General features: G+C 64.1%; 14 protein-coding genes. 11 read left to right on the top strand and 3 right to left on the bottom strand.

Annotation, left to right across the window (positions count from 1 at the left end; all coding sequences use genetic code 11):
- Window positions 1–8 precede the first annotated feature (8 nt).
- The 9 genes from LRS09_RS05755 (at window position 9) to LRS09_RS05715 (ending at window position 7,309) form a co-directional block, all read left to right on the top strand.
- A complete protein-coding gene (locus LRS09_RS05755) occupies window positions 9–797 on the top strand; it encodes an alpha/beta fold hydrolase (RefSeq protein WP_257804855.1) in 789 nt (262 codons plus the stop codon).
- A 29-nt stretch (window positions 798–826) separates the two neighbouring features.
- Window positions 827–2,047 (top strand): acyl-CoA dehydrogenase family protein, encoded by a 1,221-nt coding sequence (locus LRS09_RS05750; RefSeq protein WP_257804854.1) that lies wholly within the window; start codon window positions 827–829, stop codon window positions 2,045–2,047.
- A gap of 51 nt (window positions 2,048–2,098) precedes the next feature.
- On the top strand, window positions 2,099–2,662 hold the full coding sequence (locus tag LRS09_RS05745; RefSeq protein WP_257804853.1) for a flavin reductase family protein: 564 nt from the start codon (window positions 2,099–2,101) through the stop codon (window positions 2,660–2,662).
- 133 nt (window positions 2,663–2,795) lie between these two features.
- On the top strand, window positions 2,796–3,515 hold the full coding sequence (locus tag LRS09_RS05740) for an ABC transporter ATP-binding protein (protein WP_257804852.1): 720 nt from the start codon (window positions 2,796–2,798) through the stop codon (window positions 3,513–3,515).
- Complete coding sequence (locus LRS09_RS05735; RefSeq protein WP_257804850.1) at window positions 3,512–4,225, top strand: ABC transporter ATP-binding protein; 714 nt, start codon at window positions 3,512–3,514, stop codon at window positions 4,223–4,225. The genes LRS09_RS05740 and LRS09_RS05735 overlap by 4 nt, the downstream gene beginning before the upstream one ends.
- Entirely contained in the window at window positions 4,222–5,085 is an 864-nt protein-coding gene (locus LRS09_RS05730; RefSeq protein ID WP_257804849.1) for a branched-chain amino acid ABC transporter permease, read from the top strand. Before LRS09_RS05735 ends, LRS09_RS05730 begins: the two co-directional genes overlap by 4 nt.
- A gap of 7 nt (window positions 5,086–5,092) precedes the next feature.
- On the top strand, window positions 5,093–6,112 hold the full coding sequence (locus LRS09_RS05725) for a branched-chain amino acid ABC transporter permease (protein WP_257804847.1): 1,020 nt from the start codon (window positions 5,093–5,095) through the stop codon (window positions 6,110–6,112).
- Between the two features lie 68 nt (window positions 6,113–6,180).
- Window positions 6,181–6,969, top strand: a complete 789-nt coding sequence (locus tag LRS09_RS05720; RefSeq protein WP_257810135.1) for an intradiol ring-cleavage dioxygenase — start codon at window positions 6,181–6,183, stop codon at window positions 6,967–6,969.
- 7 nt (window positions 6,970–6,976) lie between these two features.
- Window positions 6,977–7,309 (top strand): hypothetical protein, encoded by a 333-nt coding sequence (locus LRS09_RS05715; RefSeq protein WP_257804846.1) that lies wholly within the window; start codon window positions 6,977–6,979, stop codon window positions 7,307–7,309.
- A 15-nt stretch (window positions 7,310–7,324) separates the two neighbouring features.
- Here the strand turns inward: LRS09_RS05715 and LRS09_RS05710 are convergent, their stop codons facing one another.
- A complete protein-coding gene (locus tag LRS09_RS05710) occupies window positions 7,325–8,275 on the bottom strand; it encodes a LysR family transcriptional regulator (protein WP_257804845.1) in 951 nt (316 codons plus the stop codon).
- Between the two features lie 85 nt (window positions 8,276–8,360).
- On the opposite strand from LRS09_RS05710, the gene LRS09_RS05705 reads away from it, so the two are divergent.
- Both LRS09_RS05705 and LRS09_RS05700 read left to right on the top strand, forming a co-directional pair.
- Window positions 8,361–9,434 carry a maleylacetate reductase gene (locus LRS09_RS05705; protein ID WP_257804843.1) on the top strand — a complete coding sequence of 358 codons (1,074 nt, stop codon included), beginning with the start codon at window positions 8,361–8,363 and terminating at the stop codon, window positions 9,432–9,434.
- Window positions 9,435–9,496: 62 nt separating this feature from the next.
- Window positions 9,497–11,254 (top strand): FAD-dependent monooxygenase, encoded by a 1,758-nt coding sequence (locus LRS09_RS05700; protein WP_257804842.1) that lies wholly within the window; start codon window positions 9,497–9,499, stop codon window positions 11,252–11,254.
- Between the two features lie 193 nt (window positions 11,255–11,447).
- On the opposite strand, the gene LRS09_RS05695 is transcribed toward LRS09_RS05700, so the two are convergent.
- Window positions 11,448–12,281 carry a GNAT family N-acetyltransferase gene (locus LRS09_RS05695; RefSeq protein WP_257804840.1) on the bottom strand — a complete coding sequence of 278 codons (834 nt, stop codon included), beginning with the start codon at window positions 12,279–12,281 and terminating at the stop codon, window positions 11,448–11,450.
- Window positions 12,281–13,018, bottom strand: coding sequence for an aspartate/glutamate racemase family protein (locus tag LRS09_RS05690; protein WP_257804838.1), 738 nt, complete (start codon window positions 13,016–13,018; stop codon window positions 12,281–12,283). Before LRS09_RS05690 ends, LRS09_RS05695 begins: the two co-directional genes overlap by 1 nt.
- Window positions 13,019–13,021 lie beyond the last annotated feature (3 nt).

Raw genomic sequence — 13,021 nt, 5'->3', positions numbered from 1 at the left:
GGTCCATCATGGCCATGAAGTTCGAAACTCTTGAATACGACATCGGCGGCGTCAAAACCGTTGTGAAGGCAATCGGCAAGGGCAAGCCGATACTCTTCCTGCACGGCATCTCGACGCTCGAAGGCTTCGATTTTGCCGAGGGGCTGGCGGACAGGTTTCGCGTGCTATGCCCAAGCCACCCGGGCTGGGGGTTTTCAGGCGCGGCGCCACATCTTGCGGGCATGAGCGATCTTATCGTGCACTACCTGAACCTGCTCGACGTGCTGAATCTGACCGAAAAGCCGCATCTGATCGGCTTCTCCATGGGCGGCTGGATGGCCACCGAGCTTGCCGGCCTCGCCCGCGAGAAGTTCGACAAGGTGGTGCTGATCGCGCCGGCCGGGCTGAATGACCCCTCGCATCCGGCAACCAATCTGGGCGCAGTCGCGCCGCAAGATCTGCCGAGCTACCTGGCGCACGACGTGTCTGTTGCACTGCGCTATTTTCCGGATGGGTCCGACGCCGGGTTTGCCGAGGCCTTCGGTGCGGATCGCGCCCGTGAAGGCGAGACGGCCGCGCGCGTTCTGGCCCCCTTTGGGATGGGGCATCCTAACCTGCGCCGTTTCCTGGCGCGGATCGCCAATCCGACGCTTGTCGTATGGGGCACGGAGGACCGGCTCCTGCCGGCCAGCCAGGCGCAGCTCTGGGTCGATGCGCTGCCCGATGCCCGTCTGCTGACCGTGTCCGACGCGGGCCATTTCGTCATGCAGGAAAAACCCGAAACGCTGAAGAAGATCGGCGATTTCCTCGCCGCGTGAATCGTACCTGTCCAATGGAGAACACAGCCATGAACAAGCCCATGAAGCACGGCTATTGGGGCAATACGGTCGATCATAAGGAAGTCTTGAAGAAGATTGCCGAGATCGGTCCGCGACTGGAAGCCAATGCCGCCGCCGATGAGGCTGCTGGCGAGCTGACGACGGAGAGTTTCGAACTGCTCAGGCCGCTGCGTTTTTCGCATCTTTTGGCCACAGAACAGCTTGGCGGTGCCCAAATGCGGCCGACCGAGGTGCTGCAACTGATCGAGGCGGTCACATGGTGGTCCGGTTCGGCCGGCTGGGTGTCCATGGTGCATTGCTGTATCGGCGCCATGTCGGCAGCGTTCCTGCCAGACTCGGCGGTGGAGCGTCTGTTCGGGCCGGGGACCGAAAACCGCTTCTCGGGGCAGGGCGCGCCGCTCGGCATGCTGAAGAAAGTCGACGGCGGTTACACTTTGACCGGCAAGTGGAGCTACGGCTCCGGCTTCTCTCACGCCACCTGGTCGCACTCCGCCTGCTTCCTGGATGACGGCACAGGAAAGCCTGCCAAGGATGCCGACGGCAACGTCATCGTGATGTGCGCACACGCACCCATCCCCGAGCACAAGCAACTCGGCAACTGGGACGTGCTCGGGCTGAAGGGCACGGGGTCGATCGACTATTCCGCCGAAGACGTCTTCATCGCCGAGGACCTGGTGTTTCCGATCCTGACGGCGCCGCCACAGCGCCTCAAAGAGCTGTTCAGCCTCGGCATCGTCGGGCTGGCCGCCATCGGCCACACCGGCTGGGCCATGGGCGCGGGCCGCCGCATGCTGGACGAGATCGCCAAGTTCGCGCGCAGCAAATCCGGCCGCGCCGGCATGCTCGGGGAGAGCGAGAAGTTCTGGTACGACTACGGTCGGGCTGAGGCTTCCTACCGCGCCGCGCGCGCCTTCGTCATGGAGGTGTGGGGCGACATCGAGGCGACTGCCGAGGCCGGCAAGATGATGACCACACGGAATATCAGCCTCGTACATCTCGCCAAAGCGCAGATCCACGAAGCGGGCGTCGATCTCTGCAATTTCGCCTATCGCGCGTCAGGCGGCGCAGGCCTGCGTGCCGGTGTCATCCAGCGCACATTCCGCGACATGATGGTGGCTGCCAACCACTTCACCATCGCGCCGTCCATCGTCACATCCGCCGGCCGCGACCTTGGCGGCCTTTGGAGTGACCGGGTCTGGCAGTTCTACGATCTGATCGAGAAGAAATGAGGCCGGCTGGCCGGGGCGGTGAGGATCGCCCCGGCGGCCGGGAAGAGCGACATGACCACAACTCCGCTGCAGACGGCCTTTCGCGAGGCGTTCCGCTGCCATCCCGCCGGTGTCGCCGTCATTACCGCCGATCCCGGCAGTAATCCGGTGGCGATGACCGTCTCGTCGCTGATCTCCGTCAGTGCCGACCCGCCTACGGTCGCGTTCTCTCTTTCATCGCGCTCAGGCTCGACGCAGCCTGTGCTGGCGGCCGGCACCATGCTGATCCATCTGCTGCGCTATTCCGACCTCGCATTGGCCCGGCTGGGCGCGACGCCCGGCGTCGACCGCTTTGGACAGGGTATCGCCTGGGACCGGCTGCCGACCGGCGAGCCGCGCTACACGGATGTCGCAACCTGGTTTCGTGCGCGCATCAGTGGAACCCTGCCCGTCGAAGGGGCAACGGTGGTGATTGCCGAACTCCTAGAAGGCAACACGGAAGGTGAAAATACTCACGCGCCGGAACTGGAATCGCTGATCTATCTCGACCGACGCTGGCATCGCCTGCGTGAGACGCAGGATGGTGTCGCCAGCCTGATGCCGATGGACATGGAATACCGCGATGTGTTCCGCTGAGGCCCCCGCCCGCGTCGGTGAATTCATAACGGAAAGCGATATTGTTGCTGAGTGATACGATCAACTTCACGCCTATTTGCGCCTAGGATGACAGAAGCAGACGTGCCGCTGAGGAGAGCGGTGGGAGGAACTGATGACGATCCTGTCCTTGCAGGGCGTATCGAAGAGTTTCGGGGCGCTTAAAGTCGCCGATGAGATCGGCTTCTCGTTGGAGCCGGGCGAGGCGCTTGGCATCATCGGTCCGAACGGCGCGGGCAAGTCGACCCTGTTCAACCTCATCACCGGCAATTTGCGGCCGGATTCGGGAAGGGTGTTTCTCGATGGTCGAGACATCACTGGCGAGAGCCCGATGCAGCGCTGCGCCAGCGGAATCGGCCGCTCGTTCCAGATCCCGCAGCCTTTCGACCATTTGTCGGTCTATGAGAACCTTTTGGTCGCTGCCCGTTTCGGCGGCGGCATGTCCGCCGCCGAGGCGCCGCATGCTGCGATGGATATCCTGCGCCGCACGGGGCTTGCCCATGTTGCGGATCGCGCGGCAGGTGGGCTGCCGCTGCTCAGCCGCAAGCGGCTGGAACTTGCACGCGCCATGGCGACACGTCCGCGGGTCATCCTGCTGGACGAGATCGCTGGCGGCCTAACGGAGGCCGAATGCGGCGAACTGGTGGGGACGGTCCGTGCCATCCATGCGCAGGGCATGGCGGTCATCTGGATCGAGCATGTGCTGCACGCGCTGACCTCGGTGGTGACGCGGCTGATGGTGCTGAACTTTGGAAGGATACTGACGATCGGTCAGCCCGACGAGGTAATGGCGACGCGCGAGGTACGCGAGATCTACCTGGGCATCGAGGCATGAGCGCACTCCTGGACATACGGGGGCTTACCGCTCACTACGGCGACTTCCAGGCGTTGTTCGGTGTCGATCTTCGGCTTGAGCGCGGCCAGACGATGGCGATCATCGGCGCGAATGGCGCCGGCAAGACGACGCTGATGCGGGCTATCACCGGTATTGCCCGCGTGACTGACGGCAGCGTCGAACTGGATGGCAAACCGATCCACAGCCTCGCCGCGCCGGATATTCTGTGCGCCGGCATCGCCATGGTGCCGGAAGGCCGGCGCCTGTTCCCCAGCCTGTCCGTGGAAGAGAACTTGCGGATCGGCGCGCATGCCCGCAAGGGCAATGGCTTCTGGGGCCTTGAACGGATCTTCGAGTTGTTCCCCATCCTGCGCGAGCGGCGCGCCCAGCCGGGCACGGCCTTGTCCGGTGGGCAGCAGCAGATGGTCGCGATCGGACGCGCTCTGATGTCAAACCCGTCGGTCCTGCTGTGCGACGAATTGAGCCTCGGACTGGCGCCTGTAGTGATCAAGGAGATCTACGCGGCCTTCCCGACGATCCGTGAAAGCGGCACCGCGATCATGCTTGTGGAACAGGATATCGGGCAGGCGCTGAAGGTAGCGGACCGGGTGCATTGCATGATGGAGGGCCGCATCACGCTGTCCGGTCATCCAAGCGAATTGTCGCGCGAGGCCATCCACGACGCCTATTTCGGGGTGAGCCACGCATGATCTGGTTCGACACACTCGTACAGGGGCTTTTGCTGGGGGGACTCTACGCGTTGTTCGCGGGCGGGCTCAGCCTCGTCTTCGGCATCATGCGCCTGGTCAATCTTGCGCATGGCGACCTGATCGTGCTCGCCGCCTATCTGATCCTCGGCATCTGCACGGCGACGGGGCTGAACCCGTTTGTCGCAGCGCTGCTGGCACTGCCGCTGATGTTCGCATTCGGATGGCTGTTGCAGACGTCGCTGCTCAACCGGGTTCTGGGCGATGACATACTGCCGCCGCTGCTCGTCACCTTCGGCCTCTCCGTCGTCATTCAGAATGCGCTGCTGCAGGGTTTCACGGCCGACAGTCGAAAGCTGCCGGTCGGCGCGCTCGAGGCGCAATCGATCGCGCTGGGGCCGGTGTCGGTCGGCGTGATGCCGGTCATCACCTTTGCCTCGGCCATCGGCGTGATCCTCTGCCTGAACTGGCTGTTCTACCGCACTGCGCTCGGACGCGCCTTCCGCGCCACCTCCGACGACCCCGTCACGGCGCAGCTCATGGGCATCCGCCCGCAGCGAGTCTTCGCGGTGGCGACCGGCATCGCGCTTGTTGTCGCTACCATCGCCGCGCTCTATCTGGGCGCGCGCGCAACCTTCGATCCCTCTATCGGGCCGGCGCGCCTGCTCTATGCCTTCGAGGCCGTCATCATCGGTGGTCTAGGCAGCCTCTGGGGCACGCTGGCCGGCGGGCTGGTTATCGGGGTCGCGCAGGCGCTCGGCGCGGCGCTCAGCCCGGAATGGCAGATCCTCGCCGGCCACCTTGCCTTCGTGGCGGTGCTTCTCGTGCGTCCGCGTGGCCTCTTTCCACGTGCGAACGACTGAGGCCGGCATGATGAAGCTTCTCCTGCCACTCTGCCTGATTGCTCTCCTGCTGCTTCTGGCCGCGGTACTCGTCATCGGCACGCGGGCCATGGTGCAAGACCTGTTCATGATCATGTGCCTCCTGGTCCTGGCGCTGAACTGGAACATGCTGGCCGGCTTCGCCGGGCTTGTCTCGGTCGGCCAGCAGGCGTTCGTTGGAATCGGCGCCTACACCATGTTCGCCGCCGTCATCCTCGGCGGGCTCGATCCGCTGCTCGGTGTGCTGCTTGGCGGCGTCGTCGCCATGGCGCTGTCGGTGCCGATGGCGTTCTTCACATTCAGGTTGAACGGCGCCTACTTCGCCATTGGGACCTGGGCCGTCGCCGATATCGCGCGGCTTTCCTTCAGCCAGTGGAAAGCACTCGGCGGCGGCACGGGCACCTCGCTGCCCAAGGGCGCGGCGCAGAATATGTTCGGCGTTGACTCGGTGCGCGCCATGCTTGGCTTGTCCAGGGCGGCCGCGGTGGACGTCATGACCTACTGGCTGGTACTGGCGCTGGTGGTCGCTCTGCTGGTGTCGAGCTGGGCCTTCCTGCGCTCACGCATGGGGCTCGGCCTGCAGGCGGTGCGCGACAACCCGGTCGCGGCGCGCTCGGTGGGCGTCGACCCGACGCGGCTCAAGGCGCTGGTGTTCCTGCTGACGGCTTTCGGCACCGGCATCTGTGGTGCGCTGATCTTCATCCAGATCGGTCGAATCTCGCCGGACGCTGCTTTCTCACTGCTGGACTGGACCGCCTTCGTCATCTTCATCGTGGTCATAGGGGGCATCGGCACGCTGCCCGGTCCTATTGTCGGCGTGCTGGTTTTCTTCGCGCTCGAGCGGCTGCTGTCCGACTACGGCACGGTCTATCTGATCATGCTCGGCGTCATCGGCATCACAATCATGCTGTTCGCGCGCCACGGCCTGTGGGGCAGCTTCATCCAGCGTATCGGCTTCGATCCGCTGCCGCTCGGCCATGCTGCGCCAAAATCCGATCCCGTCTCATGATGTTCGAGGAAGGAAAAACGTTGAGCTACTTCACCGAAGCCAATTCCATCGCCACGGTAAACGGCCGCATGGGCAAAGACACAGATGCTCGCCTCGCCGAAGTCATGTCCAGTTTGGTCAGGCATCTGCACGACTTCGCCAAGGAGACACAGCTTACACAAGCCGAATGGGAATACGGCATCGGCTTTCTTACCCGCACAGGGCAGATCTGTTCAGCCGAGCGGCAGGAGTTCATCCTTCTCTCCGACGTGCTGGGCATGTCGATGCTCGTCGACGCAATCAACAACCGCCGACCTCCGGGAGCGACGGAGAACACTGTCTTCGGGCCGTTCCACGTCGATGATGCGCCGATCCGGCAGATGGGCGACAACATCACTCTCGACGGCAAGGGCGAAAGCTGTCTGTTCGAAGGCCGTGTGCTCGCCCTCGACGGCAAGCCGATCGAGGGCGCCTGCGTCGACGTTTGGTCCGACAACGCGGACGGATTCTACGACGTGCAGCAGCCCGGCATCCAGCCGAAGTGGAACAATCGTGGCCGCTTCTTCACGGGGGCCGACGGGCGCTACAGCTTCCGCGGCATCAAGCCGGTCAGCTATCCCATTCCCGATGACGGCCCTGTCGGCCAGATGCTCGGCCATCTCGGCCGCCACCCTTACCGGCCGGCGCATATGCACTATCTCGTCACAGCGCCGGGCTACCAGAAGCTCGTCACCCACACTTTCGTCGGCGGCGACGAATACCTCTCCTCGGATGCGGTGTTCGGCGTCAAGAACACACTCATCGCGCCCTATGAGCACGTTACGAACGGCGACACGCTGTGGCGCTCGCCTTTCGACTTCGTGCTGGTTCCGATCTGAGGCTCCAATGCCCAATGTGAAGATATTCGTCGACGAAACCCGGTTTCGCGCCGTGCAGGAGGACTTGGCGAGCATTCTGCCCGACCTGCGGACGCAGCTTTGCGAAGCGCTCTCGGTAGATCTCGCTGCTACCCAGTTTGCCGTGATCCCGGTGGTAGGGCTGCCGGACCAGCCGGCCATCAATGTCGAGATGCATGTCCTGCCGCGGCCGGAGCGGACACGAGAGGCGGTTCTGGCCGTGGCGAAGAAGACGCGCGATAGCGTCCATAAGGCGACCGGGCAGCATGTTGCGGTGCGTATCGCGACGCTGGACGCGGAAACCTATGTTGCGCTGAAATGAGCCGCACCCATCCTGCTAGCCGCGTCGCCGGGTAACCTGCTGCTCATGATCCATGCGCGCTTGCAGCCGCTGGCATTCCGCCTGCAGGAAAGTGTTGAACTGACGCACGGCCGGAGGACCCTGACGATCCTTCACGGTCAGCAATCCGAGTTGGCGGTCGGGGTGGTCTATCTTCAGCGGCAGCGCTTCCAGCGGTACCGTGTTGCGCGACAGGAAGACGACGGAATAAGGCAGGACAGTCAGAGAGTCGGAACCCGCCAGAACAGACTGGATCGATGCCAGCGTGCCGCCGGAAAAGTTCACCCGGAAATCTTCCTGGCCGATGGATTTCAGCGCCCGTTCGAGATCGCGATAGAGTGGGCTGTTCGCCGGTGGCGCGATCCAGGCAAAGGGTGCGATGTCGTTCAACGTGATCGCACGTGCGCGAGTCAGTGGGTGGGCAGCGCGACAGGCTATCACATTGTTGCCCGACAGCAGTGGCGTGAACTCCATGTCGGGCGGGATGCGACTGGGATGCAGCGGCAGGATGGCGACATCCAGCCCGCCATTGCGCAGGCCTACCTCCAGCGTATCGAGATAGCCGTAGGACTGGTCGATCTGCACGTCCGAATGGCGAAACTGGAATTCGGCAATCATGGTTGCTACCACGCCGTCCATGAAGATCGGCGAGCCGCCAACGCGCAGTCGCCCGGCCAGCCCCTGCCGGAAGCGACGCACGAGAAGGCTCGCTTCCTGATTGGCAGCGCGGATGCGCGCACCGAGCCGCGCCAGACTGGCGCCCAGTTCGGTCGGTCGCAGCGGCCGCCGGCCGGGCTCAAACAGCGGCATCCCGACGCGCTCTTCCAGAAGCGCCATGCTGCGCGAAACCGATGGCTGCGACTTGCCAAGCACATCAGCTCCTTCGGTCAATCCGCCCTTTTCGACGATGACCGCCAGTATCTCCAGATGCTCGCTGTCCAGTTTCATAACGGAATGCGATATTATATTGGCATCATCCGATCAATATCCCTGCAGTTTCGATATAGCGTGTACAGCATAAGGGAGGAGTCGGATGTCGTTCTTCCGTGAGGAGTTCACGGCGCGCAGTGCTGCCGTTCGCGTGCGGTTCGGGGCTGGCGCGCGCAAAACCATTGGCGCGGAAATCGAAGAGCTCGGTGCCAAGCGCGCCTTGATTCTGACTACTCCGCACCAGCAATCCCTGGCGGAAGAATTTTCGACCTATTGCGCCGGCCGTGCGGTCGGCAGCTATACCAAGGCGGCGATGCATACGCCGGTCGACATTTCAGAGGAGGCCACCGCGTACGCTCGAGAGCTGCAGGCCGATGTCGTCATCGCGGTGGGTGGCGGCTCCACCACCGGTCTCGGCAAGGCCATAGCGCTGCGCACAGATCTGCCGCAGATCGTTGTGCCGACAACCTATGCCGGGTCGGAGGCTACAGGCATTCTGGGTCAGACGGAAAACGGCGTGAAGACGACGCTGACGAGCCCCAAGGTGCAGCCCGAGATTATCATTTACGACGCCGAGCTTGTCGCGACCCTGCCCGTCGGTATGACCGTCACCTCGGCAATGAACGCCATGGCGCATGCGGCGGAGGGGCTTTACGCGCGCGACCGTTCGCCCATCACGTCCTTGATGGCCGTGGAGGGTATGCGCGCCTTTCGCGACAGCCTGCCAAAAGTGATCGAAACGCCTGCCGATCCGGCAACGCGCGGAGAGACGCTTTATGGCGCGTGGCTGTGCGGCACCGTGCTCGGGCAGGTGGGCATGGCGCTGCACCACAAGCTCTGCCACACGCTGGGCGGGAGCTTCGACCTGCCGCATGCGGAGACGCATGCTGTGATCCTGCCACACGCCATTGCCTACAACGCTGCGGCTGTACCGGAGCTTCTGGCGCCCGTCGCGGAACTGTTCGGCGGCGGGCCGCCCGGCCTCGCGCTGTGGACCTTCGCGAAGAACGCGGGCTCGCCGATGACGTTGCGCGAGCTTGGGATGAAGCCGGAGGACCTTGGCCGTGCCGCCGATCTGGCCACGGCCAACCCATACTGGAATCCGCGCCTGATCGAGCGGGAAGCGATTTTGGCGCTGTTACAGGCAGCGTGGGCGGGCGAGGCGCCCACCGGCTGAATCAAGCATGCGGGGAGGAACCCGCCTGAGTTCTGGGATCTGAGTTTCTGGGAGGAGTTTTCATGGCTGATATCACGACCGATGTTTTGATCATCGGCACCGGCCCCGCAGGTTCTGCGGCGGCGGCTCTTCTGTCCACCTACGGCATCGCCAACATGGCGGTGAACCGCTATCGCTGGCTGGCGAACACGCCGCGCGCCCATATCACCAACCAGCGCGCCATGGAGGTGCTGCGCGACCTCGGACGCGAAGTCGAGGACGAAGCCTATATGTTCGCGACGCATCAGGAACTGATGGGCGAGAACATCTTTTGCGAGAGCCTCGCGGGCGAAGAGATCGGTCGCATGAAGGCCTGGGGCAACCATCCGCTTTCCAAGGCGGAACACCTGATGTCGTCGCCGACGCAGATGAACGACCTGCCGCAGACCTTCATGGAGCCGCTGTTGTTCAAGACGGCCTGTTCGCGTGGCACGCAGGCGCGCATGTCGACCGAATATCTGTCGCATGTGCAGGATACAGCGGGGGTCACGACGACCTGCCTCGACCGCCTGACGGGCAAGGAATTCACCATCCGCTCGAAATATCTGATCGGCGCGGACGGCGGCAAATCGCTGGTGGCCGAGCATGCCGGCTTGCCGTTCGAAGGCAAGATGGGCGTCGGCGGCTCGATGAATATCCTGTTCAAGGCCGATCTGTCCAAATATGTCGCGCACCGCCCGTCGGTTCTCTATTGGGTCATGCAGCCCGGCGCCGATGTCGGCGGCATCGGCATGGGGCTCGTGCGCATGGTGCGGCCATGGAACGAGTGGCTGATCGTCTGGGGCTACGACATCAACGGGCCGGAGCCCGAGGTTACACCCGAGTTCGCCACCGGCGTGGCGCGCCAGCTCGTCGGCGACCCCGAGCTGGAGATCGAGCTGCTTTCCGCCAACACCTGGACAGTGAACAATTACTACGCCACGTCGATCTCGAATGGCCGGGTGTTCTGCGTCGGCGACGCAATCCATCGCCATCCGCCGTCGAACGGACTCGGCTCCAACACCTCCATCCAGGACTCTTTCAACCTGTGCTGGAAACTGGCGCTGGTGCTGAAGGAGCAGGCGGGCGAACGCCTGCTCGACAGCTACAATGCGGAGCGCGCGCCGATCGCAAAGCAGATCGTCACCCGCGCCAATCAATCCATCGGTGAAACGGGGCCGATCTTTGCGGCGCTCGGGATGGCCGAGGGTGTCAGTCCGGAACAGATGCAGGCAAATCTTGCAGCCCGCACCGGCGGGACGCCGGCGGCCGAAGCGCAGCGCGAGGCGATCCGCAAGGCTATCGCCTTCAAGAAGTATGAGTTCGACGCGCATGGTGTCGAGATGAACCAGCGCTATAGTTCGAATGCCGTGGTCACAGACGGACAGATCGAGCCATCCTTCCAACTCGACGCCGATCTGCACTACCAGCCAACAACCTGGCCGGGCGCCCGGCTTCCTCATGTGTGGCTCTACCGCCATGATGACGGAGCAGAGGTTTCAACGCTCGATATCTGCGGCCATGGCCGTTTTGCCATACTGACCGGGCTGGGCGGCGAAGCCTGGGCCGAGGCCGCAAAGGAGATTCGGGCAGAACTCGGCCTCGACCTCGTCGCGCATGTCATCGGTCCGCGCCAGTTCTATATAGACCATAGCGGAGAGTGGGCGAGGGTCTCGGAAATCCGGGACAATGGCTGCCTGTTGGTGCGGCCCGACCATCATGTCGCCTGGCGCGCAACCGCAATGGCCGAGAACCCCAAGGCTGACCTTTTGCGCGTGCTGCGACACGTGCTGGGTCGATAAGACGGAGGCTTCCGACGGCAGTGGATTCGTCGAAGGCAGGCGTGATGTAACACGACGCGCCTGTACCATTTTGCCGTCAACCGGCAGCGGATCTGGATCAGAGTCGACCGGTCTTCAACTCGATAGTGGACATTGGCTTACCGTGCGCGGCATCAAACACGACAGCGCCGATGTGGGACGGGCACCCGATGCCTCATCCAAGCTCAAGACACGTTACGCCGAACACGAGATCGTCCCGGTAGGTTGGAGAAGTCCCACTGTACATACGCGCGGTTTCGAAGCCGGAGGTGAAACCGAGGGCGACGAGGCCATTTATGAAGCCGGATCGCGCGTCGGGAACATCGATGTGAACTTCGCTCCCGCAGGTCGTTGCGAGTGAGGCAAGCAGTGCCGCGGCGGTCTCGTCATCGCGCGCGAACAGCGGGCCGATCTTGTGTCCCTCGCCGCAGGCGCGGGCCACGCCGAAGCCCCGGACGATCCCGTTCGCAACAGATGCCATCGAGAGCCGCGGCGGGCCCAGCCAGGCGGCCAGGAAATCGTCCCGTTCGGCCGGGAAACACATGCGGTCGAATTCGTGTATCGCGGCGGACAGATCGGGTGTGACAGGGCGAGTGTCGGATATGGCGGATGCAGCAACCCGGCCGCTGAAGCGCAGCGTGCGGTAGGCCGGTTCGAAGCCCATGCTCCGATAGTTTGCCTGCTGCGCCGGCACGCCGTCGAGACCGATCGTGCGGCCCGAAAGCCGCGCCATGCCCGCGTCCCACACGGCCTTGCCGTAGCCTTTTCCGCGCTGGTCGGGCCGGCAGATGTAGAGGCCGATGAAGCCGAAATCGTCGCCGTAGGCGATCGCCGCGATGCCGGCGACCATCTCGCCGCCGACGAAGGCGCCGAGGAAACCTTCGGGGTCGGCGATGCGGAAGGCGGCGGCATCGCCAAGACCCGGGTTCCAGCCTTCGCCTGCCGCCCAGCCGACGAGCGTCTCCACCTCGGCCGGCGACAGGGGTTTGATTTCCGGAGCGCTGGCCATCACGTGACCGGCGGAGCGAAATCGGCGAGCATGCCGGCGAAGCGTTTGGGCAGCGGCGGGGCGTAGGCGCCGCGCTTGCCGGTCGTCAGACCAAGCGCGATCAGCGCCTCGGCCTGCTTCACCGCCGCGCCGACCCCGTCGATAACTGGCAGGCCGAATTCCCGCTGCATGGCCGCCGCGAGGTCGGCCATGCCGGCGCAGCCGAGCACGATCGCCTCGGCGTGATCGTCGTCCAGCGCGCGGGCGATCTCCACCTTGAGCTTCGCAACCGCGCCCGAGGTCGGGTCCTCCAGCGCCAGCACCGGCACGCCCGCGACGCGCACCTTGGCGCGCGAGGCAAAGCCGTAGCGGCGGACCAGTTCCTCCACCGGCACGCGCGAGCGTTCACTGGTGGTCACTACGGTGAAGCGGGACGCGACAAAGGAAGCCAGCGTAAGTGCAGCCTCGCAGATGCCGATGACCGGGATCGAGGCCATCGAACGCGCGGCATCCAGCCCCGTGTCGTCGAAGCAGGCAATCACCGCCGCCTGCGCGCCGCCGGCCTCGCCACGCCGGATCTCGGCGAGCAGGCCAGGCATCGCAAAGACCTCGTCGTAATAGCCTTCGATCGATACCGGTCCCATGCCTGATGTCGCCGCCTCGATCATGGTTCCCCTGGCCGCGGCCGCGGCCGCGGCCGCCTCGATGGTCTTGGTCATCGAGGCGGTGGTGTTCGGGTTGACGACGAGAATGCGCATGCA

The sequence above is a fragment of the Mesorhizobium sp. J428 genome (genome assembly GCF_024699925.1).
Lineage (GTDB): Bacteria > Pseudomonadota > Alphaproteobacteria > Rhizobiales > Rhizobiaceae > Mesorhizobium_A.
This window is presented reverse-complemented; position numbering and strand designations above follow the sequence as displayed.